At 64.7% G+C, this 24,910-nt stretch carries 23 protein-coding genes; 18 read left to right on the top strand and 5 right to left on the bottom strand.

All coding sequences use genetic code 11. The features are described from left to right. Nucleotides 1–2 precede the first annotated feature (2 nt). The gene (locus ACWIQA_RS01665; RefSeq protein WP_448581326.1) at nucleotides 3–749 is read right to left on the bottom strand and encodes a CpcT/CpeT family chromophore lyase; all 747 of its coding nucleotides are present in this window, start codon (nucleotides 747–749) and stop codon (nucleotides 3–5) included. Further along, entirely contained in the window at nucleotides 742–1,593 is an 852-nt protein-coding gene (locus ACWIQA_RS01670; RefSeq protein WP_448581327.1) for an AAA family ATPase, read from the bottom strand. The genes ACWIQA_RS01665 and ACWIQA_RS01670 overlap by 8 nt, the downstream gene beginning before the upstream one ends. A 133-nt stretch (nucleotides 1,594–1,726) precedes the next feature. On the opposite strand from ACWIQA_RS01670, the gene ACWIQA_RS01675 reads away from it, so the two are divergent. The 6 genes from ACWIQA_RS01675 to ACWIQA_RS01700 are packed head-to-tail and all read left to right on the top strand — an operon-like array spanning nucleotide 1,727 to nucleotide 8,368. Beyond that, on the top strand, nucleotides 1,727–3,313 hold the full coding sequence (locus ACWIQA_RS01675; RefSeq protein ID WP_448581328.1) for a peptide MFS transporter: 1,587 nt from the start codon (nucleotides 1,727–1,729) through the stop codon (nucleotides 3,311–3,313). 17 nt (nucleotides 3,314–3,330) lie between these two features. Further along, nucleotides 3,331–4,749: an amidohydrolase gene (locus tag ACWIQA_RS01680; protein ID WP_448581329.1), complete on the top strand. Its 1,419-nt coding sequence runs from the start codon at nucleotides 3,331–3,333 to the stop codon at nucleotides 4,747–4,749. After that, nucleotides 4,746–6,050 carry an amidohydrolase family protein gene (locus ACWIQA_RS01685; RefSeq protein WP_448581330.1) on the top strand — a complete coding sequence of 435 codons (1,305 nt, stop codon included), beginning with the start codon at nucleotides 4,746–4,748 and terminating at the stop codon, nucleotides 6,048–6,050. Before ACWIQA_RS01680 ends, ACWIQA_RS01685 begins: the two co-directional genes overlap by 4 nt. Before the next feature lie 58 nt (nucleotides 6,051–6,108). Continuing rightward, nucleotides 6,109–6,804, top strand: coding sequence for an NnrU family protein (locus tag ACWIQA_RS01690; RefSeq protein WP_448581331.1), 696 nt, complete (start codon nucleotides 6,109–6,111; stop codon nucleotides 6,802–6,804). After that, a complete protein-coding gene (locus ACWIQA_RS01695) occupies nucleotides 6,804–7,631 on the top strand; it encodes an SDR family NAD(P)-dependent oxidoreductase (protein WP_448581332.1) in 828 nt (275 codons plus the stop codon). The genes ACWIQA_RS01690 and ACWIQA_RS01695 overlap by 1 nt, the downstream gene beginning before the upstream one ends. Then, nucleotides 7,628–8,368 (top strand): hypothetical protein, encoded by a 741-nt coding sequence (locus tag ACWIQA_RS01700; RefSeq protein ID WP_448581333.1) that lies wholly within the window; start codon nucleotides 7,628–7,630, stop codon nucleotides 8,366–8,368. Before ACWIQA_RS01695 ends, ACWIQA_RS01700 begins: the two co-directional genes overlap by 4 nt. A 61-nt stretch (nucleotides 8,369–8,429) precedes the next feature. Here the strand turns inward: ACWIQA_RS01700 and ACWIQA_RS01705 are convergent, their stop codons facing one another. Then, nucleotides 8,430–9,929 (bottom strand): AbgT family transporter, encoded by a 1,500-nt coding sequence (locus tag ACWIQA_RS01705; RefSeq protein WP_448581334.1) that lies wholly within the window; start codon nucleotides 9,927–9,929, stop codon nucleotides 8,430–8,432. Between the two features lie 73 nt (nucleotides 9,930–10,002). Between ACWIQA_RS01705 and ACWIQA_RS01710 the strand changes: the two genes are divergently transcribed. From ACWIQA_RS01710 to ACWIQA_RS01745, 8 genes are all read left to right on the top strand, one after another. Further along, nucleotides 10,003–11,322, top strand: a complete 1,320-nt coding sequence (locus tag ACWIQA_RS01710; RefSeq protein ID WP_448581335.1) for an ATP-binding protein — start codon at nucleotides 10,003–10,005, stop codon at nucleotides 11,320–11,322. A 138-nt stretch (nucleotides 11,323–11,460) separates the two neighbouring features. After that, entirely contained in the window at nucleotides 11,461–12,495 is a 1,035-nt protein-coding gene (locus ACWIQA_RS01715; RefSeq protein WP_448581348.1) for a substrate-binding domain-containing protein, read from the top strand. Nucleotides 12,496–12,499: 4 nt separating this feature from the next. Continuing rightward, nucleotides 12,500–13,891: a phosphate ABC transporter permease subunit PstC gene (gene pstC / locus ACWIQA_RS01720; RefSeq protein WP_448581336.1), complete on the top strand. Its 1,392-nt coding sequence runs from the start codon at nucleotides 12,500–12,502 to the stop codon at nucleotides 13,889–13,891. After that, nucleotides 13,888–15,213: a phosphate ABC transporter permease PstA gene (gene pstA, locus ACWIQA_RS01725; protein WP_448581337.1), complete on the top strand. Its 1,326-nt coding sequence runs from the start codon at nucleotides 13,888–13,890 to the stop codon at nucleotides 15,211–15,213. The genes pstC and pstA overlap by 4 nt, the downstream gene beginning before the upstream one ends. 32 nt (nucleotides 15,214–15,245) lie before the next feature. Beyond that, nucleotides 15,246–16,016, top strand: coding sequence for a phosphate ABC transporter ATP-binding protein PstB (gene pstB / locus ACWIQA_RS01730; RefSeq protein ID WP_448581338.1), 771 nt, complete (start codon nucleotides 15,246–15,248; stop codon nucleotides 16,014–16,016). Then, nucleotides 16,016–16,744: a phosphate signaling complex protein PhoU gene (phoU, locus tag ACWIQA_RS01735; protein ID WP_448581339.1), complete on the top strand. Its 729-nt coding sequence runs from the start codon at nucleotides 16,016–16,018 to the stop codon at nucleotides 16,742–16,744. Before pstB ends, phoU begins: the two co-directional genes overlap by 1 nt. A 9-nt stretch (nucleotides 16,745–16,753) precedes the next feature. Beyond that, nucleotides 16,754–17,482, top strand: a complete 729-nt coding sequence (gene phoB / locus ACWIQA_RS01740) for a phosphate regulon transcriptional regulator PhoB (RefSeq protein WP_448581340.1) — start codon at nucleotides 16,754–16,756, stop codon at nucleotides 17,480–17,482. A 62-nt stretch (nucleotides 17,483–17,544) separates the two neighbouring features. Next, complete coding sequence (locus tag ACWIQA_RS01745) at nucleotides 17,545–18,438, top strand: SDR family NAD(P)-dependent oxidoreductase (RefSeq protein WP_448581341.1); 894 nt, start codon at nucleotides 17,545–17,547, stop codon at nucleotides 18,436–18,438. Between the two features lie 242 nt (nucleotides 18,439–18,680). Here the strand turns inward: ACWIQA_RS01745 and ACWIQA_RS01750 are convergent, their stop codons facing one another. Then, on the bottom strand, nucleotides 18,681–19,022 hold the full coding sequence (locus tag ACWIQA_RS01750) for a hypothetical protein (RefSeq protein ID WP_448581342.1): 342 nt from the start codon (nucleotides 19,020–19,022) through the stop codon (nucleotides 18,681–18,683). After that, nucleotides 19,019–19,453 carry a hypothetical protein gene (locus tag ACWIQA_RS01755; RefSeq protein WP_448581343.1) on the bottom strand — a complete coding sequence of 145 codons (435 nt, stop codon included), beginning with the start codon at nucleotides 19,451–19,453 and terminating at the stop codon, nucleotides 19,019–19,021. Before ACWIQA_RS01755 ends, ACWIQA_RS01750 begins: the two co-directional genes overlap by 4 nt. On the opposite strand from ACWIQA_RS01755, the gene ACWIQA_RS01760 reads away from it, so the two are divergent. The 4 genes from ACWIQA_RS01760 to ACWIQA_RS01775 all read left to right on the top strand — a co-directional run. Beyond that, complete coding sequence (locus ACWIQA_RS01760; RefSeq protein WP_448581344.1) at nucleotides 19,437–20,609, top strand: hypothetical protein; 1,173 nt, start codon at nucleotides 19,437–19,439, stop codon at nucleotides 20,607–20,609. The two genes, ACWIQA_RS01755 and ACWIQA_RS01760, sit on opposite strands and share 17 nt — an antisense overlap. Before the next feature lie 346 nt (nucleotides 20,610–20,955). Further along, entirely contained in the window at nucleotides 20,956–21,270 is a 315-nt protein-coding gene (gene groES / locus ACWIQA_RS01765) for a co-chaperone GroES (protein WP_448581345.1), read from the top strand. A gap of 96 nt (nucleotides 21,271–21,366) precedes the next feature. Further along, the gene (gene groL, locus ACWIQA_RS01770; RefSeq protein ID WP_448581346.1) at nucleotides 21,367–23,007 is read left to right on the top strand and encodes a chaperonin GroEL; all 1,641 of its coding nucleotides are present in this window, start codon (nucleotides 21,367–21,369) and stop codon (nucleotides 23,005–23,007) included. Nucleotides 23,008–23,209: 202 nt separating this feature from the next. Then, on the top strand, nucleotides 23,210–24,910 hold a 1,701-nt coding region (locus tag ACWIQA_RS01775), incomplete at its 3' end, for a S9 family peptidase (RefSeq protein WP_448581347.1).

The following is a 24,910-nucleotide window of genomic DNA, read 5'->3' on the forward strand; positions in this document are numbered from 1 at the left end:
GTTCACTGGCGCACGAAGACATAGGGGCCGGGGTTGGGCACCCGGAAGGCGAACTGGCCATCGGGGAGCAGGCCCGCCTCGGCGTAACGAAGGGTGTCGCGGCTGAGGCGGATCTGGGCGGCAAGCCGCATGGTCCGGCCGGACTGGGCGGTGATCTCGCAGCCTTCAGGGATCCGGGCCACGAAGCCGTCCCGTGTCCGGCGCACGGGAAGCGCGCAACTGTCGGGGTAGCTGGTGACCTCGCGCAGCGTCAGCGTGCGGAACAGAGCGCTGTCGGGCGCGGCGGAGGCGAAGGGGGCGGGATCGCGGAACGCGTGGAAATGCATGGCGGTGCGGCCGGTGCGCGCATCCGGCCGGAAGACCCAGAGGCGCTGGCGGCTGACGGGGCCGTCCGGGCCGCCGCTGCGCCAGACGAGGTGGACGACGGTCCCACCGGCGCCGGCAAGGGCAGGCGCCTCGACGATGCGGAAACGGGCGTGCTGGCGGTCGAGCCATTCGTAAGGCGTGCCGGCGGTGGGCGGGCGGTGGAGCGCCGGGTCGGCGGCTTCGAACTGGGCGGCGTTGTCGAAGGTGCCGGCAAGGGCAATGGCCGGGTCGGGGAAGGCGTTGAAGCTCTGGCAGGCGGGCAGCAGGGCGAGAAGGGCGCAGGCGAGACCTGGGGGTCGGTCCCGTCGACTGGCCGGTCCGGCCAGGCGTGGGCCGGCCGGGCGGAAGGCGCGGGCGTGGACCAGCGCTTGCGCGCTAGCCACGGCCGCCTTCGCGACGCGCCATGAAGGCGAGGCGCTCGAAGAGCATGACATCGGCCTCGTTCTTGAGGAGTGCGCCGTGCAGGGGCGGGATCAGCTTCCTGGGATCACGCTCGCGCAGCATTTCGACCGGCAGGTCCTCGTGGAGGAGGAGCTTCAGCCAGTCGAGCAGTTCGGAGGTCGAGGGCTTCTTCTTGAGGCCGGGCATTTCGCGAATGTCATAGAAGATGGTGAGCGCTTCCCGCACCAGATCCTTGGCGATGTCGGGGAAATGGACGCGGATGATGGCTTCCATCGTCTCCCGATCAGGGAACTTGATATAGTGGAAGAAGCAGCGGCGCAGGAAGGCGTCGGGCAGCTCCTTCTCATTGTTGGAGGTGATGATGACGATGGGGCGCTGGCTTGCCTTTACGGTCTCTCCGGTCTCATAGACGAAGAACTCCATCCGATCGAGCTCCTGGAGGAGGTCGTTTGGGAACTCGATGTCGGCCTTGTCGATCTCGTCGATGAGAAGGACCGGGACAGTGGGGGCAGTGAACGCCTCCCACAGCTTGCCGCGGCGGATATAGTTCCGGATGTCGGAGACGCGCGGGTCGCCAAGCTGGCTGTCGCGCAGGCGCGAGACAGCGTCATATTCATAAAGGCCCTGCTGCGCCTTGGTGGTCGACTTGATGTGCCATTCGATGAGCGGCGCATTGAAGGCCTGCGCCACCTCATGGGCAAGCACGGTCTTGCCGGTGCCAGGTTCTCCCTTGACGAGGAGCGGCCGTCGCAGCGTGGCAGCGGCGTTGACTGCCACCCGCAAATCATCGGTTGCGACATAGGCGTCCGTTCCAGTGAAGCGCATGGGATCTCCTTCGCCTGCCTTGTGGCCGCAGGGCAACGACCTTGCAATCGAAGATTTGGGAGGGCTTGCCGGGGCGCTCGGCGGCGCGCATGGATGGCGCGCGTGCGACAGAAGGGGCCGCGAGGAGGAAGGGTTGCAGGAAGCAGAGATTATTGCGCTGGCAGCAGTCGTCGTGCTCGGCGCCTTCCTTCTCGGGGGAGTCCATATCGCAAACCGCAAGGGCGGCGAGTTCGCTGGCCACCCCAAGGGCCTTTACATGCTCTTCTTTGCCGAGATGTGGGAGCGCTTCTCCTACTACGGGATGCGGGCGATTCTCATCTTCTATTTGACCCAGCACTGGCTGTTCTCGGATTCCAAATCCGCCCTCATCTACGGCGCCTACACCAGCCTCGTGTACATCACCCCCGTGCTCGGCGGGTGGCTTGCTGACCGTTATCTCGGCCAGAGGAAGGCCGTGCTCTTCGGCGGGGTGCTTCTGGCGGTCGGCCACCTGCTGATGGCTGTCGAAGGCACCGGCGGGCAGGATGATCCCACCATTAACATCTTTTGGGCAGCGCTTGCCTTCATCATCGTTGGCTCGGGGTTCTTGAAGGCCAACATCTCGGTGATGGTCGGCCAGCTCTACCGCCTGACCGACCCCCGGCGGGACTCGGCCTACACCATCTTCTACATGGGCATCAACGTGGGCGCAGCGCTTGGTACCATCCTCGTTGCCTATCTCGGCCAAACGCGCGGCTGGGGCTGGGGCTTCGGACTTGCCGGGATCGGGATGCTTGCTGGGCTCATCGTCTTCGTGCTCGGCCGCCGCGCCCTCAATGGTGCAGGTGAAGCGCCCGCGCCGCTCGCTCGCACCCGCGAGTGGAGCCTCTATGCCATCGGGCTTGCCGCAGTCGCTGTCATCTGGGGGCTGGTCCAGTTCCAGGACGTGATCCAATCGCTGCTTGCAGCCGCGGGCGTGCTGCTGCTGGGCTATGTGCTCTTCCAGGCCTTCCGGCTTGAGAAGGAGCCGCGCGAGCGCATCTTCGCAATCCTGTTCCTGATCTCGCTCAACCCCATCTTCTGGGGGCTGTTCGAGCAGGCCGGGGGCTCGATGAACCTGTATACCGACCGGTTCGTCGACCGGGCCGGGGTTCCGGCCGGAATCTTCCAGTCGATCAACCCCATCTACATCATCCTGTTCGCGCCCATGTTCGCGGCATTGTGGCAATGGCTGGCACGGCGCGGGCTCGAGCCTTCGGCTCCGGCCAAGTTCGGCATCGCACTCCTCCAGATGGGGCTTGCCAATCTGGTGTTGGTGTGGGGAACAGCAGCGTTCGGAGTGGAAGTGATGACACCTGTCATCCTTGTCTTCCTCTACTATCTCCTCGCAACGACTGCCGAGCTCTGCTTGTCGCCTGTGGGCTTGTCTGCCATGAACCGTCTGGCGCCAGCGCATCTCGCCTCGCTCATCATGGGGGCATGGTTCTACATGTCGGCGGTCGGCAATTTCGTCGCCGGCAAGATCGGCGAGGCAACTGGCGGCGAGAGCGGTGAGATGACGAAGCAGGGTCTGCTCGACATCTACGAGCTGTTCGGCTGGATCACAATCGGGGTCGGCGTGGTGGTGCTGCTGCTTGCGCCGCTGGTCCGGCGGTGGATGCACCTTGAGACCCTCAGGGACGATGCCGCGCCATTGCTCGCGCGCAGCGAAACCGAAGCAGCCGAAGGCATGCGGGCATAGGCAGGAGTAACGACGGGATGGCGGGACGAGCGGTGATGCTCATGGCAGCCATGCTAGCGGCAGCATTCGCGCTTGCGGCCTGCACGACAACTGGTGGGCCGCGTGGCGTGGCGGCCGCGAAGCCGGCGCAAGCGACTGCACCGGTCTCGAAGGGCGTACCGGCCGACACTGCCTTCGCGTCCACCTACAAGCCCTTTCCAAGCGTGCCGACTGTCATTGCGGATGTCACCATTTACGATGGCAAGGGCGGCCGGATTGATGGCGGCGCAGTCCGGTTCGAGGCCGGCCGCATCACAGCGATCGGTCAGAAGGTCGCAACGGAAGGTGCAACCGTCATCGATGGGCGCGGCAAGTGGGTGACGCCAGGCATCATCGATGTCCACTCCCACCTTGGCAACTATCCCTCACCAGGCGTTGAGGCCCACAGTGACGGCAACGAGGTAACGGGGCCGGTCCGCTCCGAAGTCTGGGCGCTCCATGGTGTGTGGCCGCAGGACCCTGGCTTCGGGAGGGCGCTTGCCGGTGGCGTGACTGTGCTCCATGTGTTGCCCGGCTCTGCCAACCTGTTCGGCGGCCGGGGCGTCACGCTCAAGAATGTGCCGGGGGTGACTGCGCTTGACATGCTGATGCCGGGTGCGCCCTGGTCCTTGAAGATGGCCTGCGGCGAGAACCCGAAGCGGGTCTATGGCGGCCGCAACCAGATGCCCGGCTCGCGCATGGGCAATGTCGCCCTTATGCGCCAGACTTGGGCCAATGCGGAGAAATACCGCGCCGACCGAGCGAAGCCCGGCCCCAACTTCCGCCGCGATCTGCAGTTGGAAACGCTTGCGGACGTCCTCGACGGGAAGATCCTGGTCCAGAACCATTGCTATCGTGCTGACGAGATGGCGATGGTGATCGCGATGACGAAGGAGTTTGGCTACCGCGTCTCGGCCTTTCACCACGCGGTCGAGGCCTACAAGATCGCCCCCTTGCTCGCAGCCGAGGGCATTTGCGGCGCACTCTGGGCCGACTGGTGGGGCTTCAAGATGGAAAGCTATGATGGCATCCGCGAGAACCTGCCTTTCCTCCACGCTGCCGGTGGCTGTGCGGTTACGCACTCCGATGACCCCCACGGAATCCAGCGTCTCAACCAGGAGACTGCCAAGGCACTCGCCGACGGCCGGCGGATGGGCCTGAAGATTCGTGACGAGGAGGCCTGGACCTGGATTGCAATCAACGCTGCCAAGGCGCTCGGAATTGCCGACAAGGTGGGAAGCCTCGAGCCTGGCAAGCAGGCCGATGTGGTGCTCTGGAATGGCGATCCGCTGTCCGTCTATTCCCGGCCACTGAAGGTCTGGGTCGATGGTGCGCTCCTTTACGATGCGACCAACCCGCGCCTGCGCCCCGTTTCCGATTTCGAGCTTGGCCAGGCCGGTGAGGGGGACGTGAAATGAGGTGGCTCCTTGCAGCGCTTGCTCTGGCGCTGGCCATCCCGGCTTTCGCGCAAGAGCGCCTGGCGATCACTGGCGGCCGGGTCGTCACCAACGCGGGCGCGCCCATAGAGGGCGGGACTGTGCTCCTCTCTGGCGGGCGCGTCCAGGCGGTGCTGCCGGCGGGTGCGGCCGTGCCTGCCGGCTATCGGGTGGTTGAGGCGGGTGGCAAGTGGGTGACGCCCGGCATCATCGCCGGCATTTCCCAGCTTGGCGCAGTCGAGGTGCACGCCGTCGACCAGACCAATGAGACCATCGCCCGCAATGCCCCCACATCAGCGGCGCTCGCCCTCGAAGTGGGGCTGGACCCGGAGGAGACTGCGATCGCCGTCACCAGGATCGAAGGCGTGACGGCGGCCGTCACTGCCCCCTTTCCCGGGCGCACCATCTTCGCTGGCCAAGGTGCCATCATCAGTCTTGGCGAAGGCGTGCGCTCCCCGATCCGGGCGCGCGCATTCCAGCATGTCGCCTATGGGGAGATGGGGAGCCGGATTGCCGGCGGGACTCGGCCGGCGGCCTGGGCAGAGATCCTGAACGCGCTCGAGGAAGCTAGGCGGCTGCAGACCGGGCTCGTCTTGCCGATGCGGGATCAGCACCGGGACTTGCGCGTGACACGCGACGATGCCGAAGCTCTGGTGCCGGTTTTGACCGGAGCCCAGCCGCTGCTGGTTCGGGTCAACAAGGCAGCCGACATTCGCCAGGTCCTCAAGCTGCGCCAGATCTACCCCGGAATTCGCCTGGTGCTGGTGGAGGCTGCCGAAGGCTGGATTGTGGCGGATGAGCTGGCGCAGGCCAATGTCCCGGTCATCACGCTCGGCATGGACAATCTGCCAGGCCGGTTTGAGACCATGGCTGCGACCATGTCGAACGTGGGGCGGATGGTGGCAGCAGGCGTCAAGGTGGCGCTTGGCACGCCCGATCTCGACGCCAGCTTCCAGCCGCGCCTTTTGCCACAATATGCTGGAAACCTGGTGGCGCAGGGCCGGCTTCCGGGGGGAGTCGGGCTCTCCTGGGACCAGGCGTTTGCGGCCATCAGCCGGGTCCCGGCCGAGATCTTCGGGCTTGCGGACATGGGGCGGCTGGCTCCGGGAATGCGCGCTGATATTGTCATCTGGTCGGGCGATCCGCTCGAGCTATCTTCGGCACCCGAGGCGGTCATCATTGGCGGCGTGGCCCAGCCCATGGAGAGCCGGCAGACGAAGCTTGCCCGGCGCTATCTCCCCGGCCAGCCGGAGACCGGGCTGCCGAAGGCCTGGACTCGCTGACGGGACTTCCCCGCTGCCCGGTCCAGTGGCAGGAGGGGGCGGGAGAGGGAGGATCAGGATGGGGCTCTTTATCCTTCTGATGGCAGCGTTCGTCTTGACCCACATCGGCCTTGCCACGCCGCCAGTTCGGGACGGGCTGGTGGTGCGCCTGGGCGAGACCGGGTTTCGGGTCGGTTATTCGCTTCTGTCGCTGGCGCTCCTCATTGGCGCGGTGCAAGTCTACCAGAAGCTTCCCGAGGATGCGCTGTTGTGGACTGCCGGCGTCGGCGCCTATCATGTCGCAAACCTTCTCATGCTGCTCGCCTCGATCCTGTTTGTGGGCTCGCTCACTCCGGCCAACCGGGCGCTCGCCGGGGTGCCGCCGCGGCCCGGGAACGAAGGGCCTTCGGGCGTGTTGCGCTGGACTCGCCACCCGATGATGTGGGCCTTCGGCCTCTGGGCCTTCGTCCATGGGTGGCTGGCAGGGGACGCGCCCACGCTCGTGCTTGCTGGCGGCATCGGCACGCTGGCGCTGGTGGGCGCGGCCTTCCAGGATGGCAAGAAGGCCCGCCAGCTGGGCGCCGACTGGAAGATGTATCAAGCGCGCACCAGCTTCGTGCCATTCGCAGCCATCCTTGCTGGCAAGCAGCCGCTCTCGGCCCTGTGGCCCGGGCTTGTCCCCGTGGTGGGCGGTGTCCTGTTCTGGCTGGTGCTGACTTTCCTTCATCCGAGCCTCATCGCAGCCCCCATGGTTGGCATCTGGCAATTCGTCTGATGGCGGCTGCAGGCGAGGGCTTTGCCGGCCGGCGGGTTTGGGTCACCGGTGCGTCCTCAGGCATCGGTGCCGGGCTTGCGCGCGCCTTCGGCCGCGCGGGTGCCGAGCTCATTCTCTCGGGCCGCAAGGTGGCAGCGCTCGAAGCCGTGGCTGAGGCTGCCGGCGGCAATGCCGAGCTTCTTCCCTTCGAGGCGACCGACATCGAAGCGCTTCCCGACATTGTCGCGCGCGCCGGACGCGTGGATCTGCTCGTCAACAATGCCGGGATCTCGCAGAGGAGTCTGGCTGAGGACACGGATTTCCAAGTCTACCGCACCATCATGGAAGTGGACTTCTTCGCACCCGTCGCGCTCACGAAGCTGGTGCTGCCGCAGATGCTTGCGCGTGGCGAAGGGCATATTGCAGCGGTTGCGAGCGTGGCCGGCAAGGTCGGCTCGCCGCAGCGCACCGGCTATTGTGCGGCCAAGCATGCGCTCATGGGCTTTTTCGATGCGCTTCGCACCGAGGTCGCCCATCGGGGGGTCAAGATCTCGACCATCGTGCCTGGCTATGTCGCAACCCCGATCGCCACGCGGGCGCTCACAGCTGACGGCACGCCACGCGGCGAAGGCGAAGACGAAGTGGACCAGGGGATCAGCGCCGACGCGGCTGCTGCCATCATCCTCGAAGGACTAGCTGCCGGCCAGCGGGAGATTCCGGTCGGTGCCGCGGGGGGCATGGAAATGGCGCTGCTGGACATGAAGCGACAAGACCCGGAAGGGCTGTTCGATCTCATGCAGAAGCTTGGCGCGGCTGTGGTGACGAGGTTTGGCAAGGCGGCGGCATGAGGGGCTGGGTGATGCCGCACCGGACGGTCTCTGGCCGGATCCGCTACACCAGCAACAAGCCCGGACACGAGGGCCAGTGGCGCGGCTGCGAGAACTTCACCTTCACCCACCACGCCGACGGGCGGGTGACCATGCTGGCGCGCTGCGAGATCGCCGAGCCGGATCCGCCGGTGCTGCGCCACATCATCTATTCGCTCGATGCCAACGGCCGACCGTTTGACTGCCTTGTCCGGCTCGATGTCGGTGGTGCCTTCATGGGTTCGGGCCTGTTCACCTTCAACTGGGAGGCGGGCGAAGTCGTGTGCGCAAGCCATGGGCCCGCAATTGGGCGCCTCGAGCAGACCCTTCCGATCGGCGAGGGTCTCGACGGGTTCGGCACCCACCCGATCGTGGGCGACGCCTACCTTACCAAATGCATGGACCTCTCGAAGGGCCCACACCGGCGCCAGATCCGGGTGCTTCTGCCCTCGCCTGATCATCGCGGCGCGACGCCACCGATGCTCGCTGAGGTGCGGATCGGCCTTGAATATGTGGGAGACGCGGAGGCTGAATGCCTGGCCGGTCGCTTCGCCTGCCACCATTTCCGTATCCTCGATGATGAGGGGCCAGGCATGGGCGGCAAGCCCCACCCGCCCTACGACATGTGGGTGACAGCCGACAGCGACCGGCTGTTCGTGAAGGGTGGCGTCGGCGGCGACATGGCGACCTGGTACGAACTTGAAGCGCTGGACCGCTAGGGCGCGGCCACAAAGGGCGCGTCGCCTCCGCTGATGGACAAGCCGGGCGCTGGCTGCTGTCTCAATCCCCAGCCGGGGTGAGGAAGACCGGGGTTCCAGGGCCGATGGGCAGGCCAAGGACCAAAAAGGCGAGGAGCGTGAGAATCCCGGCGAGATAAAAGGCAACAGAATAGGGCAGCATGGTTGCAATCATCGTGCCTATTCCCATGCCAGGCAGGTATCGCGTGGCAGCAACAAGCGCGAGTGGAAAATAGCTCATGAGCGGCGTGATGATGTTGGTGACAGAATCGCCGATCCGGTAGGCGGCCTGGGTCGCCTCGGGCGAAATCCCGACCAGCATGAACATCGGCACGAAGACGGTCGAGAGGATGGCCCATTTTGCACTTGCCGAGCCCATGAAGAGGTTCAGGAAGGCGGTAAGCGTGACCACGCCGACGAGGAGCGGGACTTCGCTAAGGCCCGACTCCCGGAGGGCGCCAGCGCCATGGATTGCCGAGATGGTGCCAAGGTTTGACCAGGCGAAGAAGGCGATGAAGTGGGCCGCCATGAAGGCAAGCAAGATGTAGGAGGCCATGCTCGCTATGGCGTCCTCGGCCATTTTTATGGCATCTGCTGCCGAGCGGATGCGGCCGGTGGCGCGGCCGTAGAGGATCCCCAGCACGGCAAGGCCGATGGCAGTCAAGGCGACGATGGCACTGTAGAGCGGCTCAAGCCCGCCGGTTGCGGGATCCCGCAGAACCGCGCCTTCCCCCCAAGAGAGTGCAGCGATGAAAAGACCGATGGCGAGCGCGCCAAGCCCGGCGCGGGCGAGGCCCCGGCGCTCGTCGGACGAGAGCGCGCCTGTTGCCATCAGCTCAAAGCCCGGCGGGGCCTGCCAGCTGCCAAGCCGCGGCTCCACCACCCGGACCGTGACGAAGGCGCCGACCAGTGCGAAGACGGGAACAAGGGCCATCATCAGGAACCAGTTGGCGGTCGCGAGCACGGTGTAGCCAGGGTCGATCATTTGCGCTGCCGTCTCGGAAATGCCACCGAGGAGCGGATCAAGCGAAGTGACGAGAAGATTGGCGCTGTAGCCGCCGGAGACTCCGGCAAAGGCGGCGGCAAGTCCGGCAAGCGGGTGGCGGCCGGCGGCTGCAAAGATGGCGGCACCAAGCGGCACGAGCACCACATAGCCGGCATCAACGGCAAGGCTCGACATGATGCCAGCAAAGGTAAGAGCAAGCGCGAGCAGCGCGCGCGGGACCGAGCGAACAAAACCGCCCAGTGCGGCGGCGATAAGGCCCGAGCGCTCAGCAATTCCGATCCCGATCATCACGGTCAGCACAGTGCCGAGCGGCGGAAAGCCAGTGAAGGTTTTCGGCATCTCAACGAGCATGCGCCGGAGCGTCTCAGCCGAGAGCAGATTGACTGCAGAAAGAGTCTCGCCGGTTGCGGGATGCACACCAGAGACGCCCAGGGCATGGGCGACGACGGAGGCCGCAACCACGATGAGCGCCAGCAGAAGGAACAGAAGGACAGGGTGGGGGAGCCGGTTTCCCAGCGCCTCGATCGTCTTTAGCATCTGGTGCCTCTAGCGGAGATGCCAGAGCCGGCAAGGGTGGACAGGCGGGCAGCGACGGCCCTAGGCTTCACCAATGCTCGAGAAGGTGCTGCCGGTCGCGGGGGCGCTTGGCGCGGCCCTGCTCGCGCTGGTTGCGGGTCTTGCGCCGGCACTGGTCGCGGGTTTGGCGATTGCGGCTGGGCTGCTTCTTCTGACTGTCACACAGTTTGGCTACCGAAATGCGACATCGCCCCCGATTGATCGCGAGCGAGACGTGACGACCAAAGCCACCGAACGCCCGCCAAGCTTTGACCTCGTGGGCATCGATGCGCTGCCAGACCCTGCGCTCGTGGTCCTTGGCACGTGGCGCGCGGTAGCGGCCAACTCGCAGGCGCGGCTCCTGTTCGGGCCGCGCGTGGCAGGTGCAGATGTGCGGCAGGCGGTGCGACATCCAGTGGTCATTGATGCGCTGCGCGCGGCCATGGCGGGCGACAGCCCTGCGATCCGCGAAGTTGGGGCACTCGGGCATGCCGAAGGCGCGTTCCGAGTGCGGGCGGTATCGCTCGGGGACGAACGATTTCTCGTGACCTTCACAGATATCACCCAGGCCCGCGTGGCCGAGCGCATGCGGGCCGACTTTGTCGCAAACGCCAGTCACGAGCTCCGGACACCGCTTGCCAATATTTCCGGCTTTATCGAGACTCTCCTCGGCCCAGCCGCTGAGGATGAACCGGCTCGGCGCCGCTTTCTTGAGATCATGGCGCGTGAATCTGGGCGGATGAGTCGGCTCATCGACGATCTTTTGTCGCTCTCCAGGATCGAGCTCGACAAATATGTCCGGCCGCAAGCGCCGCTCGACCTCCCCCCTCTCTTGACCGACGTCGGCAAGACCCTTGCCATGCGGCTTGAAGCCGATGGCCGGCGACTCCTCATCGATGTGGGAGAAGGCCTGCCGCAAGTGATCGGTGACCGCGACCAAATCCTCCAGGTGCTGCACAATCTCGTCTCCAATTCCCTCAAATACGGGCACTCTGGAACACCGATCCGGCTTTCGGCAGCGCTTGTTGCCGGCAATGCCAGGATGGAGGAAATGGTGCGGGTCAGCGTGGAGGATGTCGGCGATGGAATTGCGCCAGAGCATCTGCCGCGACTGACCGAGCGCTTCTACCGGGTCGACACCGGCCGTTCGCGGTCTATGGGTGGCACCGGACTTGGTCTTGCCATCGTCAAGCATATCGTCGAGCGTCACCGCGGCCGGCTCGAGATCACCAGCCGGCAGGGCGAGGGCACAACCGTCGCCTTCACACTGCCAGTTGTGCCAAGACGGCTCGATCCGGCTGGCGACGCCGCGAGTCCGGCAGCCATGCCAGCCGCCCCGGAGCCAGCGCCGCTGGAACTGAAGCGGGAGTCATAATTTCGCAACAAAAGTGTCACAGGGCGCCAATAGGTGCGTCCTAGGGCAAGTGATGGCGGCCCGGCATTGATGGAGAATCCAGCGCGTGCAAGGGAAGGTCCAGCGCGTCAGCGGCAGGATGGAGCTGCCGTGGGCCGCATGAAGGGGCAAGGGTTCCGCACGGGTTTTGCGGTTGCCGCCCTGCTGCTGGCCGGCAGTGCGGCTGCGCGCGAGCAGATCCGGATCGTTGGCTCCTCGACCGTCTTTCCCTTCACCACCGCAGTTGCCGAGAATTTCCGCCGCGCCAATCCGCAGTTTCGCACACCCATTGTCGAATCAACTGGGACCGGTGGAGGCATCAAGCTCTTCTGTAGCGGGGTCGGTGCTCGCCACCCCGACATTGCCAACGCTTCGCGACGTATCAAGCCAAGTGAGGTGGAACAGTGCCGGCGCGCTGGCGTCAATCGGATCATCGAAGTCAAGATCGGCATCGATGGTCTGGTGTTGGCGCAGGCCAAGACGGGACCAGCGCTCAAGCTGACCCAGCGCCAAGTCTACCACGCGCTCGCCAAGACACCCTTTGGGGCGACCAGGCGGCCGACCTTCTGGAGCGACATCGACCCCCGCCTGCCGCGTCTTCGAATCGAAGTCATCGGCCCACCGCCTACGAGCGGGACTCGTGACGCCTTCAACGAACTCTATATGCGTGCCGGCTGCGACACCGAGCCAGCGATGCGGGCGCTGGCCAAGACCGACCCCGATCGGCACCGCGAGATTTGCGAGCGGGTGCGCGAGGACGGGCCCTATGTCGAGGCCGGCGAGAATGACAATCTTATTGTCCAGAAGCTGGTCGCCAACCCGAGCGCAATCGGCGTGTTCGGTTTCAGCTATTTCGAGGAGAATACGGACACGCTGCGTGACGTGCCGATCAACGGCGTACTCGCAAGCCCGGAGACGATTGCCAGCGGCGCCTATCCGGGTGCCCGGGCCATCTACATTTATGTGAAGGGGGAGCATGTGGACTCGGTCAGGGGGCTGAAGGAGTTCCTCACCGAGTTCACGCGCGAGGGGACCATGGGGCCGAAGGGCTATCTCGCCCGGCGTGGGCTGGTTGCCCTACCAGCGCAGGAGCGCGAGGTGGTGAGGGCGCGCGCGCGGGGCCTCGTTGCGCTGAAGCCAGGCGAGGTGGGCTAGCGCCATGGCAACGGGCTGGCTGTTCCTTGCAGCAGTACTGCTCGCTGCCATGGCCTGGAGCTATGGGCGGGCGCGTGGGTTTGCGTTCGAGGCTGCCAGAACTCGGTCTGGAGAGGTGCACTCCCGGCCAGCGTACCATGGGGCCTATGTCGCCTTGCTCGGTTTTCTTCCAGCTGCGGCCCTGCTCGCCTTCTGGGGGATTTTTGGCGAGCGCTTTGTTGCGGATGCCGTGCTTTCTTCGCTTCCCGATCGCGGCGGGTTTGACAGCGACTTGGCGCGCACCACCTTCTTGACCGAAGTCGAGGAGCTGGCCGGCGGGAGCCGGACCTCTGTCTTTGACTCGCGTGCGCCTGCGGCTGCTGCGGTCTGGCAGGCGGCCGAGACGCGTTACCGTTGGCTGGTGACCGCAGCTGCGCTCGCGCTTTTCCTCGCTGGCGCGCTGTTCGCAGCCTCCCGGCTGCGGCCCGGCTTCCGGGCCCGCACGGCCGTCGAGCGGATTGTCATTGCCATTCTCGTCCTTGCCTCGCTCATTGCGATCCTGACCACCTTCGGGATCGTGCTTTCGCTCCTGTTCGAAACGCTGCGCTTCTTTGGCAAAGTGAGCCCGGCCGAATTCCTGTTTGGCCTCAACTGGTCGCCGCAGACGGCAATCCGGGCTGACCAGATTGGCTCGACAGGCGCATTCGGTGCCGTGCCCTTGTTCTGGGGCACCATCTTCATCGGCGCCATCATCGCCATGCTGGTCGCCATTCCACTGGGCCTCATGTCGGCCATCTACTTGACGCAATATGCGCCTGCCGGCTTCCGCCGCTGGGCGAAGCCCATTCTCGAGGTGCTCGCTGGCGTGCCGACAGTCGTCTACGGCTTTTTTGCTGCACTGACGGTCGCACCCCTCGTCCGCCAGCTGGGCTTGAGCCTCGGGATTGCCGATGCGTCAGCCGAGAGCGCGCTTGCCGCTGGCCTTGTCATGGGGATCATGATCATCCCCTTCGTCTCCTCCATGGCCGACGATGCGCTGACTGCGGTTCCCAATGCGATGCGCGACGGCAGCCTTGCCATGGGCGCGACCATTTCCGAGACCATTGGCCGGGTACTGATCCCAGCGGCACTTCCGGGAATCGTCGGCGGCATTATGCTCGCCGTCTCGCGCGCGATCGGCGAGACGATGATCGTCGTCATGGCGGCAGGCCTTGCTGCCAACCTGACTGCCAATCCGTTCAAGTCCGTCACGACGGTCACTGCGCAGATCGTCGCACTGCTGACCGGAGACCAGGAGTTCGACAGCGCCAAAACACTTTCGGCCTTCGCCCTTGGGCTGGTGCTATTCTTGGTCACGCTTGCGCTCAACATCTATGCGCTGGCGATCGTCAAGCGCTACCGCGAGGCCTATGAATGACGGGCTCGGGGGACCTTGTGGCCGAGACGGCGATCGCCTTGGAGGGTGCGCCTGCTGTGCGGGTGGGTACCGACTGGGCCAGCGCCGAGATGCGGGCGAGGATTGCCAAACGCTACCGCGCTGAGCGGCTTTTCCGCTTGCTCGGTGTTCTCGCACTTGCCGTTGCCGGCGGCTTTCTCCTTTTCCTTCTTGCAACCATCGTGCGAGATGGCTGGAACAGCTTCCGCCAGACGGAAGTCAAGGTGGAAGTCAGCTTCGATCGGGCACTCCTTGGCCTTGCTGCAGACGAAACGCCGAGCAAAACGGCGTTGCTCGCGGCCGACTGGCCGTCGCTCCTGCTGCCCGCTTACGACCGCGAGCCGGGCCTCGAGCGTGCCATTTCCGAAGGTGCCTGGGTGCGCTTGCGCGATCTCGCCCTCAAGGACCCGGCGATCCTTGGCAGCACCCGTGCGGTCTGGCTGACGGCTGCGTCCAACACCGATCTTCTTGCCAAGGGCGCGTTTGACCTCACGGCCGCCGAAGAGGACCGCCGCGTGTCTGACCGCGAGATCGCCCTCTTCCGCAAGCTTGAAGCCGAAGGGCGCATCCGGATCGGGTTCAACCGGCTGTTCCTGACGCAAGCGGACTCAACGGTGCCAGAGCAGGCGGGGATCTGGGGTGCGCTCAAGGGTTCTGTGCTCACGATCCTGGTCACGCTGGCGCTGGCCTTCCCAGTCGGGGTCTTGTCGGCCATCTATCTTGAAGAGTTCGCGCCCAGGAACCGTCTCACTGATATCGTCGAAGTCTCGATCAACAATCTCGCTGCAGTGCCGAGCATCATCTTTGGCCTGCTCGGCCTTGCAGTGTTCCTGAATGCCTTTGGCATGCCGCGCTCGGCGCCGCTGGTCGGAGGCCTTACCCTTGCGCTCATGACCCTGCCGGTCATCGTCATTGCCGCACGGGCGGCAGTCAAGGCCGTGCCTCCTTCCATCCGCGATGCTGCGCTTGGTGTTGGCGCCTCGAAGGTGCAAGTGGTCTTCCACCATGTGCTGCCGCTGGCGCTGCCGGGGATTCTTACTGGCACCATCATCGGCGTCGCCCGGGCGCTTGGGGAGACGGCACCGCTTCTCATGATCGGCATGCGGGCCTTTCTTATCGATGCTCCAGCGGGCGTGACTGAGCCAGCAACCACTCTGCCGGTCCAGATCTTCATCTGGTCCGACAATGTGGCGCGCGGTTTCATCGAAAAGACAAGCGGCGCCATCGTTGTGCTGCTGCTCTTCCTCTTGACCCTCAACAGCGTCGCCATCTGGCTGCGCAACAGATACGAGGTGCGCTGGTGAACGAGACTGCTGGGCTGGCGCGGCCGCCACGCATGGCAAGCAAGGTGGGCCCGAAGATGTCGGCCCGCGATGTCCATGTGTTCTACGGCCCGAACGAGGCGTTGAAGGGCGTCTCGCTCGACATCACGACCGATGAGGTCATCGCCTTTATCGGCCCGTCCGGTTGCGGCAAGTCCACTTTCCTCAGGTGCTTCAACCGGATGAACGATACTGTTGCCTCGGCGCGAGTGACGGGCAGCATCACGCTTGATGGCGAGGACATCTATTCGCCGGCGATGGATGTGGTGCAGCTGCGCGCCCGGGTGGGCATGGTGTTCCAAAAGCCCAACCCCTTTCCGAAGTCGATCTACGAGAACATCGCCTATGGCCCGCGGATCCATGGGCTCGCCCGTTCCAAGTCCGAGCTCGATGGCATTGTCGAGAATGCGCTCCAGCGCGCGGGCTTGTGGACCGAAGTGCGCGATCGGCTCCAGGAGCCCGGCACGGCCTTGTCCGGCGGCCAGCAGCAGAGGCTGTGCATTGCCCGGGCAATTGCCGTTGATCCGGAAGTCATCTTGATGGACGAGCCCTGCTCGGCGCTCGACCCGATTGCGACTGCCAAGGTCGAGGAGCTGATCGACGAGCTGCGCGGCCGCTATGCCATCGTCATTGTCACCCACAACATGCAGCAGGCTGCCCGCGTGTCGCAGAAGACGGCCTTCTTCCACCTGGGCGACCTGGTCGAGTTTGGCGACACCCGGCAGATCTTCACCAACCCCCGGGAGACTCGCACCAAGGATTATATCACGGGAAGATATGGCTGATGACCGCCGAGCCTACGACGCCGCACACGGTCAAGTCATTCGACGAGGAGATCGACGAGCTGCGAACCCTTGTCTCGCAGATGGGCGGGTTTGCCGAAGCCCAGATTGCAACCGCGATCGATGCTCTCATCCGGCGCGACGGCGACCTCGGGCTCAAGGTCGCCGAGGATGATGCCGAGCTCGACCGGCTGGAAGGCGAGGCGGAAGCAATGGCAGTTTCGATCATCGCCCGCCGGGCACCGATGGCAGATGATCTTCGCGAACTCGTCGCAGCACTCAAGATTTCGGCCATCATCGAGCGCATCGGCGATTATGCCAAGAACATCGGCAAGCGCGCTTCCTCCATGGCGGCATCGGTGCCAGTTCAACCGGTTGCCATCATTCCCGAAATGGGCCGGCTCGCGGCCTCAATGCTGAAGGACGCACTTGACGCCTATGTCGAGCGCGATGCCCGTCTCGCCATCGATGTGATGATGCGGGATACGTCTGTCGATGATCTCTACAACTCGCTGTTCCGGTCGCTCCTTACCTACATGATGGAAAATCCGCACCATATCACGCCTTCGGCGCACCTGCTTTTCATTGCCAAGAATCTCGAGCGGATTGGCGACCATGCGACCAACATCGCGGAGATGGTGCATTTCCAGGTGACCGGCCAGCATCTTGTCGAACGGCCCAAGGCCGACCAGACTCCACTTTACACTGAAACCCTCCCACCCCGATCGTGAGGCCCAACGATGCGCGCCAAGATCCTTCTCGTCGAAGACGACAGCAACCTTGTTGAGCTTGTGCGCTACAATCTCGACAAGGAAGGGTTTGATGTCATCTCCACCCATGATGGCGAAGAGGCGCTGGTCATGGCCGAAGAGGAACGGCCTGATCTTGTCGTGCTTGACTGGATGATCGCCAATCTGTCTGGCATTGAGGTCTGCCGCCGGCTGCGCCGCGAACCGGACACGGCTGGGCTTCCCATCATCATGTTGACCGCCCGGGCCGAGGAAGGCGACCGGGTGCGAGGGCTTGAGACTGGCGCCGATGACTATGTGACGAAGCCGTTTAGCCCACGTGAGCTGGTGGCCCGAGTGCGGGCCTTGCTGCGGCGGCTGCGGCCAGCGCTCTCGGGCGGCAGCCTCGAATATGGCGGCCTCGTTATGGACACGACTGCCCACAAGGTGACTCGCGACGGCGTGCCCGTCCAGCTGGGGCCAACCGAGTTCCGGCTGCTGCGCCACTTCCTCGAACATCCGGGCCGAGTGTTCAGCCGGGAACAGCTGCTCGATGCCGTATGGGGCCGCGATGTCTATGTCGAGCAGCGCACGGTGGACGTGCATATCCGGCGCTTGCGCAAGGCCATCAATGGCGACGATCTCCCCGATCTCATCCGCACCGTGCGCTCGGCAGGCTATGCGCTTGATGCGGATGGTCTGAGCATCGCCACCGCAGGGCTCGCCAGCGCGGCGCGCTAGCCCTTCCGGCCTGCCGCTCGGCGCCCTATGGCGGCGGCCGAGAACAGCCGAAGGGGTGAGATATGATCCGTTTCGACAACCGCGTTGCTATTGTGACTGGCGCTGGTGGGGGGCTTGGCCGGCGCTATGCGCTCGATCTTGCCGCGCGCGGTGCCCGGGTGGTGGTCAATGATCTTGGCGGCAGCCGGGATGGCTCGGGCGCCTCCTCTGCCATGGCAGAGGCCGTCGCAGAAGAGATCCGCGCGCTCGGCGGCGAAGCGATCGCCCATGGCACGAGCGTGACCGATGAGGCGGGAGTGGCCGACATGGTTGGCGAAGCGCTTGGCCGCTGGGGGCAGGTCGACATTCTCATCAACAATGCCGGGATCCTCCGCGACCGCACCTTTGCCAAGATGACCATCGAGGATTTCCGGGCCGTGGTTGACGTGCACCTCATGGGCTCGGTCATCTGCACCAAGGCCGTGTGGGAGAGGATGCGCGAGCAGGCCTATGGCCGCATCCTGATGACGACCTCCTCGACAGGCCTCTACGGCAATTTCGGGCAAGCCAATTACGGCGCGGCGAAGCTGGCGCTGGTCGGCCTTATGAAGACGCTCGCACTCGAGGGACAAAAATATGGTGTAAAGGTCAACACGATCGCGCCGCTGGCGGCAACGCGGATGACCGAGGACTTGCTGCCGCCGGCATTGCTTGAGAAGATGGGGCCGGAGACGGTTTCGCCGGCGGCGCTCTACCTCGTGTCCGAAGGGGCGCCAACGGGTATGGTGCTGAACGCCGGCGGCGGCGGCTTCGAGGCGAGCTATGTCACGTTGACCCGCGGCATCCATGTGGCAGCCGATGCGATGACGCCGGAGACGGTTGCCGCACGCATTGACGAGATCTGCAGCCGGGACGGCGAAATGGTGCCCGAGACGGGGGCAGCCCAGGCCCAGGCTGCGCTCGCGGGCAGAGGCTGAGACAAGCCCAGGCAGCCTTCCGCTTGGCTGCAGGCCCGGAGGGGCGCGAGTTGCAGGCCTCGACATGCCAGCAATCCGGTCCGAGGCTGGCACGAATGCGGCGCAGGCGTCCCAGAGGGCAGCAAGATCATCGGCGAAGACTGGCTGGGCGACGCCTTTGCTCCCATCTCGCGCGGCTTCGCTTCGGTCGCACAACCGGCCCGGAGGCACCCCCGTTTCTCCGGCTGGGCGCGCCCCCGGCGTTAGGGCTTGATCTCGAGCGTGTGGGCCGCAAGGAGCTTGTCATACACCTCCGGCATGACGTTGACGCAGCCGTTGGTAATGTTCCGCCGTGCTTGTGGATCAGGGGATTGCAGACGCTCGAGCCGGCGCTCGGACGGCTTTCCCAGCCAGACTCGGTGGATGGCGAGGATATGGGCGTCAGTTTCATGGAACTGGAGAACATCGCCGCCGAAACCCCTTGCGTTCACAAAACGCCGGTGCAGGGCAAAGGTGCCTGTGGGCGTGTCCTTTCCCACAAGGGCCGGAAAGCACTCAGCTGGAGTGCAGAGGAGAGCAGCGCTCAGGAAGAGGGTAATCGTCATCGCTGGATGGGCTTGGGCTCGACATAGACGGTGCGCGGCGGGGGGACATAGCTTCCGATCTCGCATTCGCGCAGCTGAATGGTGGTGACCATTTGCTGCATCGAGCTGGAAGCGCCACCACCGGCCTGGCCCCAGCCGCCTCCACTGCCGCCACCGCCAAGGGCGATGTTGCGTGCGCCCGCAACTCCAACGATGGTCGTATATTGCGTTACCTGGTGGCCGAACAAGCGGTAGCCAATTCCGTCTTCCATCATAACCTTGCGATATTCGACGCGCATGCCGCGCTCATCGACATAGGGTTCAAGCCGCTCGGTGTGGCCCTGCGGCATCTTCCGGTGGCCGATGAGGCCGAAGAACATCCCGACGATGGGCTCCCTGACCACCCTCTGGAGCGGGCCGCAGTTTCCGGTCTCCTTGATGATGTTGCCCACGGCAAGGGTAGACGGCGGCGTCCCGGGCACGACGGGCGGGATGAAAATGAAGCGCGAATTGTTCTGGGTCGAGGCATCGACTGTGGTGCTGGAATTGCTCGCGCCCGTCGTGTTCGTGTTGTTGCCAGTCGAGGTGTTGCCAACGTTGGCTGTGCTGGCGCCAGTGCTGTTGTTGACCGATCCGGTGTTGGCGCCGGTTGAGGTGTTGCCGATCGTGGCGGTGCTGGCACCGGTCGAAAGGTCGCCCACTGCCGAAGTGCTGGCGCCGGTTGACATGTTGCCAATCGTAGCAGTGCTGGCGCCGGTCGAGAGATCTCCCACTGCTGATGTGCTGGCGCCGGTGCTGTTGGTGTTGGTGAGCGAGCCCGTGTTGGCCCCGGTTGACGTGTTGCCGATCGTGGCGGTGCTAGCGCCGGTGGTTGCAACTGTATCGCCGACAGTCGAGCTTGTGTTGCCGATGGTGGCGCTGCTGGGGCCGGAGGTCGCGCTCATATCGCCAATCGCGTTCGTGTTGGAGCCCGTATTGGCCGCTGTCGTCGCATTGGACTGCGCACCCTCCAGCGTATTGCCACCGCTGTTGGCCATGCTTGCTCCCGTGGTGGCGCTGGAAGAGCTGTCTCCAGTGCTTGTCGTCAGCGAAGCGCTGTTGCCACTGCTGGTGGCTGCGCCGCCAGCGGCCGTGCTCGAGGTGTTCCCACCCGACACATTCCCACCCGTCACATTGCCGCCCGACAAATTGCCGCCGGTGATCGTGCCACTGGTGTTGCCACCCGTCACTGTTCCGGTCGTACTGCCGCCGGAAATGCTTCCTTGCACGCTTCCCGTCGGGCTGTTGGTCGCCTCCAGGATGGGTGTCTGCCGTACCGTCCCCGTCACTGTGGTTTCCGATGCCGAGGAATTGGAGGCCGAGGACACGCCGCTCTGGCTGCTAATCGTCGTCGTGTTCTCCGCATTGGAAGGAACGGAGGTGTCGCCGAGCTGGTTGTTGATGATGGAGCAAGTCGTCGTGCCCTCTGGGCACGTCGGATCCGCAGCAGCCGGCAACCCTTTCAGACCAAAAAGGGCAGTCGCCAGCAGCAGAGCGGCGCGCAGTCGCAGATTGGTGAGCCCCCAGGACAGCCGCTGCCCCTTTCTGCCACACATGGCAAAGGACTGATCCGCGCCACTTTCCATCGCCCGGCCAGTTCGGGCCAGGGCGAAGACGGTGGAGAAAGACGCTGCCACACACCCTCCTGTGCGCTTCATCCAGACTGTGCTCTAGTGCGTTCCAATGCAGACGGTCAAACCGTCAAGGTTGAAAAATCGTGAACGGCCCGGGTGTAGCGTGCTCCTCGGGCGCCCTTCCGGCCCGTTGGCCATCAACTTTTCCGGCCCTCTGGGGGTTGAAGCCAGCCAAGGTCCGACATATCTACGCGATGTTGGCACTCAGGCTCCGTGAGTGCCAGCAGGAGCAACCAGGGCGCGGGTAAGGGCCCAGCGCCCCCTGAGCACATGAGGGACTTATGGCATTCACTCCCCTGCACGATCGCGTGCTCGTGCGCCGCATCGAGGCGGAAGAGAAGACCGCCGGCGGCATCATCATCCCGGACACCGCCAAGGAAAAGCCGCAGGAAGGCGAGATCCTGGCTGTTGGCCTTGGCGCCCGTGACGAGGACGGCGAGCGCATCCCGCTCGATGTCAAGGTCGGCGATCGGGTCCTGTTCGGCAAATGGTCGGGCACCGAGGTCAAGATCGATGGCGAAGACCTCATCATCATGAAGGAAAGCGACATTCTGGGCGTGATCACGCCGGCCGCGGAAGTCCGCAAGGCCGCGTAAGCATCACGCCACAGATGGTGCCCGGCGTGGCACCGTCTGGCTTTCCGTCCGCATGTGGCTCCGAGTTCGGGGCCTTCGATTGTGAGAGGAATGAAGATGGCAGCCAAGGACGTAAAATTCGGGCGTGATGCCCGCGAGCGCATCCTGCAGGGCGTTGATATCCTTGCTGATGCGGTCAAGGTGACGCTGGGGCCCAAGGGCCGCAATGTCGTCATTGAGAAGAGCTTCGGTGCACCGCGCATCACCAAGGATGGGGTGACGGTTGCCAAGGAAATCGAGCTCAAGGACAAGTATCAGAATATCGGCGCGCAGATGGTGCGCGAAGTGGCGTCCAAGACCAACGATGTCGCAGGCGACGGCACCACGACGGCAACCGTGCTCGCCCAGGCGATCGTCCGCGAGGGGCTGAAGTCAGTTGCGGCCGGCATGAACCCGATGGACCTGAAGCGGGGGGTCGATCTTGCTGTTGCCAAGGTGGTCGAGGAGCTGAAGGCTCGCTCCAAGCCGGTGACGGGTTCGGCCGAAATCGCCCAAGTCGGAATCATCTCCGCCAATGGCGACACTGTCGTCGGCGAGAAGATTGCCGAGGCGATGGAAAAGGTCGGCAAGGAAGGTGTGATTACGGTGGAAGAGGCCAAGGGCCTCGAGTTCGAGCTTGATGTCGTCGAGGGCATGCAGTTCGATCGTGGCTATCTTTCGCCCTACTTCATCACCAATGCCGAGAAGATGCAGGTCGAGCTCGACAATCCCTACATCCTCATCCACGAGAAGAAGCTCTCGAACCTGCAGTCGATGCTGCCCATCCTCGAGGCAGTGGTGCAGTCGGGCCGGCCACTCCTCATCATCGCTGAGGATGTGGAGGGCGAGGCGCTGGCGACGCTCGTTGTCAACAAGCTGCGCGGCGGCCTCAAGGTCGCAGCCGTCAAGGCGCCTGGCTTTGGTGACCGGCGCAAGGCGATGCTCGAGGATATCGCGACCCTGACGGGTGGCGAGATGATCTCGGAAGACCTTGGCATCAAGCTTGAGAATGTGACTCTTGCGATGCTCGGCCAGGCCAAGAAGGTTGTGATCGACAAGGACAACACGACCATCGTCGATGGTGCTGGCGCGTCCGATGCGATCAAGGGCCGAGTAGAGCAGATCCGCGCCCAGATCGAGACCACCACTTCCGACTATGACCGGGAGAAGCTGCAGGAGCGCCTTGCCAAGCTCGCCGGCGGCGTTGCCGTCATCAAGGTGGGTGGCGCGACCGAGGTCGAGGTGAAGGAGCGCAAGGACCGGGTGGACGATGCGCTGCACGCCACGCGCGCTGCGGTCGAGGAAGGGATCGTTCCCGGCGGCGGCACCGCGCTGCTCTATGCGACGAAGGCGCTCGAAGGTCTCAAGGGGGCCAATGACGACCAGACGCGCGGCATCGACATCGTCCGCCGCGCGCTGCAGGCGCCGGTGCGGCAGATCGCGGCCAACGCCGGCCACGATGGCGCTGTGGTTGCCGGCAAGCTGCTTGAGGGCAATGACCCGACGCTCGGCTTCAATGCCCAGACCGAGGTCTATGAGAACCTGGTGACCGCCGGCGTCATCGACCCGACCAAGGTGGTGCGCACCGCGCTCCAGGATGCGGCCTCAGTTGCCGGCCTCCTCATCACGACGGAGGCGACCATCGCCGAACTGCCGGAAGACAAGCCGGCAGCTGGCGCCGGAGCTGGCATGGGCGGCATGGGCGGCATGGACTTCTGAGCCTGCCAAGGTTGCCGCCTGGGTGGACGCTCCGGTCGGCAGTGACGCCCAACGCTTGCGCAACGGACGGGCCGGGGAGGCAACTCCCCGGCCCGAACTTCTAACCTCGATGAGGCCGCGTTTCCTTGAACCCTTTGGCCTCTCCCGCTAACCCCTTTCGCAACGGACTGAGGGGCCGGTGCCCGGATACCGGAAGAAATCCATGCGTAATTTTCTTGCCGGGGCCGTCATGCTGGCCAGTGCAACCATCCCCGCTTTTTCCCAGATCCCCGGAGCCGTTATGCCCCCCCTCATCGAGCGCGCGAAACTGTTCGGCAACCCCACCCGGGTGCAGGGGCGGCTTTCCCCCGACGGCCAGTGGCTCTCGTGGCTTGCACCCGCTGATGGGGTGCTGAACGTCTGGGTCGCGCCCTCCCGTGCGCCAGGCAACGCGCGGGTGCTGACAGCAGAGAAGGTCCGGCCCATCCGTGACCATTTCTGGGCGCCGGACAGCTCGATGATCCTTTATGTGAACGATGCCGGCGGCGACGAGGATTTCCGTCTCTATGGCGTCTCGACCGGCGGCGGGGCGCCGCGCGATTTCACGCCCTTCCCGAGAACCCAAGTCAGCATTGTCGGCATGTCCCGCACGGAGCGCAGGAGGATCCTGGTCGGGCTCAATAACCGCGATCCGAGGTGGCATGATGTCCACAGCCTCGATCTTGCTTCTGGCGAGCTGACGCTCGTCATGCAGAATGACGGCTATGCCGGTTTCATCGCCGACGAGGATCTGGTGCTGCGTGTGGCCATCCGGCCCAACCGCGAGGGCGGCCAAGACTATTTCCGGATTGAGGAAGGCAGGGTGGCACCGGCACCTTTCCTCTCCCACGGGCTCGACGACAGCCAGACGACCGCGCCGATCGGCTTCTCGGCCGATGGCAAAACGCTCTACTGGATCGACTCGCGCGGCCGCGACACGGCGGCGCTCTTCGCGATGGACTGGGGAAGCGGCGAGATGCAGCTGCTGCACGAGGACCGCCGCGCCGACGTGGAGGCCGTTTTGACCCACCCGGCCACCGGCCGAGTCGAGGCCGTTTCCACCAACTATCTCAAATCTGAATGGACCGTGCTTGACAAGGCGGTCGCTGACGACATCGCCCTCCTCGAGCGCGCGCTTGGCCAGTGGGCGCTTTCGGCCCGCACCGACGCGGATGACAGGTGGGTGGTTGCGACCGACAATTCGAACGCAGCTTCGGCCACCTTCCTCTATGACCGCAAGGCGAAGCGCCTCACGAAGCTGTTCGACAGCCGGCCCGAGCTTGCCGGTGCGCCGCTGGCGGAGATGCGCCCCGTGGAGATCCGCGCGCGCGACGGGAAGACGCTGGTCTCCTACCTGACCCTACCGGCAGGAACTGAGGAGAAGCCGGTCACGCCACTGCCGATGGTGCTGCTGGTCCATGGCGGGCCATGGGCGCGCGACAGCTATGGCTTCGACCGCGACGTGCAGTTCCTTGCCAACCGCGGCTATGTGGTGCTGCAGGTGAATTTCCGCGGCTCCACTGGCTTCGGCAAGGCCTTCACCAATGCCGGAAACGGCGAGTGGGGCGCCAAGATGCACGACGATCTTGTCGACGCGGTCGACTGGGCGGTGCGGCAGGGCATCGCCGACCCGAAGCGCATCGCGATCATGGGCGGCTCCTATGGGGGTTATGCAACTCTTGCCGGGCTCACCTTTACGCCCGAGATCTTCGCCTGTGGCGTCGATATCGTGGGGCCTTCCAACCTCGTCACACTCCTGTCCACCGTGCCGCCCTACTGGGAGGCGTTTCGCAAGCAGCTGATTGCGCGGATGGGAGACCCAGACACGCCCGAAGGTCAGGCGTGGCTCAAGGAACGTTCGCCGCTCACCCATGTGGACCGGATC

This window comes from Thermaurantiacus sp., from assembly GCF_053487655.1.

Bases quoted from the DNA above. Each gene is read 5' to 3' on its own strand.
- ACWIQA_RS01670 (WP_448581327.1), bottom strand. From the start codon at position 1,593: ATGCGCTTCACTGGAACGGACGCCTATGTCGCAACCGATGATTTGCGG.
- ACWIQA_RS01680 (WP_448581329.1), top strand. From the start codon at position 3,331: ATGGCGGGACGAGCGGTGATGCTCATGGCAGCCATGCTAGCGGCAGCA.
- ACWIQA_RS01685 (WP_448581330.1), top strand. From the start codon at position 4,746: ATGAGGTGGCTCCTTGCAGCGCTTGCTCTGGCGCTGGCCATCCCGGCT.
- ACWIQA_RS01690 (WP_448581331.1), top strand. From the start codon at position 6,109: ATGGGGCTCTTTATCCTTCTGATGGCAGCGTTCGTCTTGACCCACATC.
- ACWIQA_RS01695 (WP_448581332.1), top strand. From the start codon at position 6,804: ATGGCGGCTGCAGGCGAGGGCTTTGCCGGCCGGCGGGTTTGGGTCACC.
- ACWIQA_RS01700 (WP_448581333.1), top strand. From the start codon at position 7,628: ATGAGGGGCTGGGTGATGCCGCACCGGACGGTCTCTGGCCGGATCCGC.
- ACWIQA_RS01705 (WP_448581334.1), bottom strand. From the start codon at position 9,929: ATGCTAAAGACGATCGAGGCGCTGGGAAACCGGCTCCCCCACCCTGTC.
- ACWIQA_RS01710 (WP_448581335.1), top strand. From the start codon at position 10,003: ATGCTCGAGAAGGTGCTGCCGGTCGCGGGGGCGCTTGGCGCGGCCCTG.
- ACWIQA_RS01715 (WP_448581348.1), top strand. From the start codon at position 11,461: ATGAAGGGGCAAGGGTTCCGCACGGGTTTTGCGGTTGCCGCCCTGCTG.
- pstC (WP_448581336.1), top strand. From the start codon at position 12,500: ATGGCAACGGGCTGGCTGTTCCTTGCAGCAGTACTGCTCGCTGCCATG.
- pstA (WP_448581337.1), top strand. From the start codon at position 13,888: ATGACGGGCTCGGGGGACCTTGTGGCCGAGACGGCGATCGCCTTGGAG.
- pstB (WP_448581338.1), top strand. From the start codon at position 15,246: ATGGCAAGCAAGGTGGGCCCGAAGATGTCGGCCCGCGATGTCCATGTG.
- phoU (WP_448581339.1), top strand. From the start codon at position 16,016: ATGACCGCCGAGCCTACGACGCCGCACACGGTCAAGTCATTCGACGAG.
- phoB (WP_448581340.1), top strand. From the start codon at position 16,754: ATGCGCGCCAAGATCCTTCTCGTCGAAGACGACAGCAACCTTGTTGAG.
- ACWIQA_RS01745 (WP_448581341.1), top strand. From the start codon at position 17,545: ATGATCCGTTTCGACAACCGCGTTGCTATTGTGACTGGCGCTGGTGGG.
- ACWIQA_RS01750 (WP_448581342.1), bottom strand. From the start codon at position 19,022: ATGACGATTACCCTCTTCCTGAGCGCTGCTCTCCTCTGCACTCCAGCT.
- groES (WP_448581345.1), top strand. From the start codon at position 20,956: ATGGCATTCACTCCCCTGCACGATCGCGTGCTCGTGCGCCGCATCGAG.
- groL (WP_448581346.1), top strand. From the start codon at position 21,367: ATGGCAGCCAAGGACGTAAAATTCGGGCGTGATGCCCGCGAGCGCATC.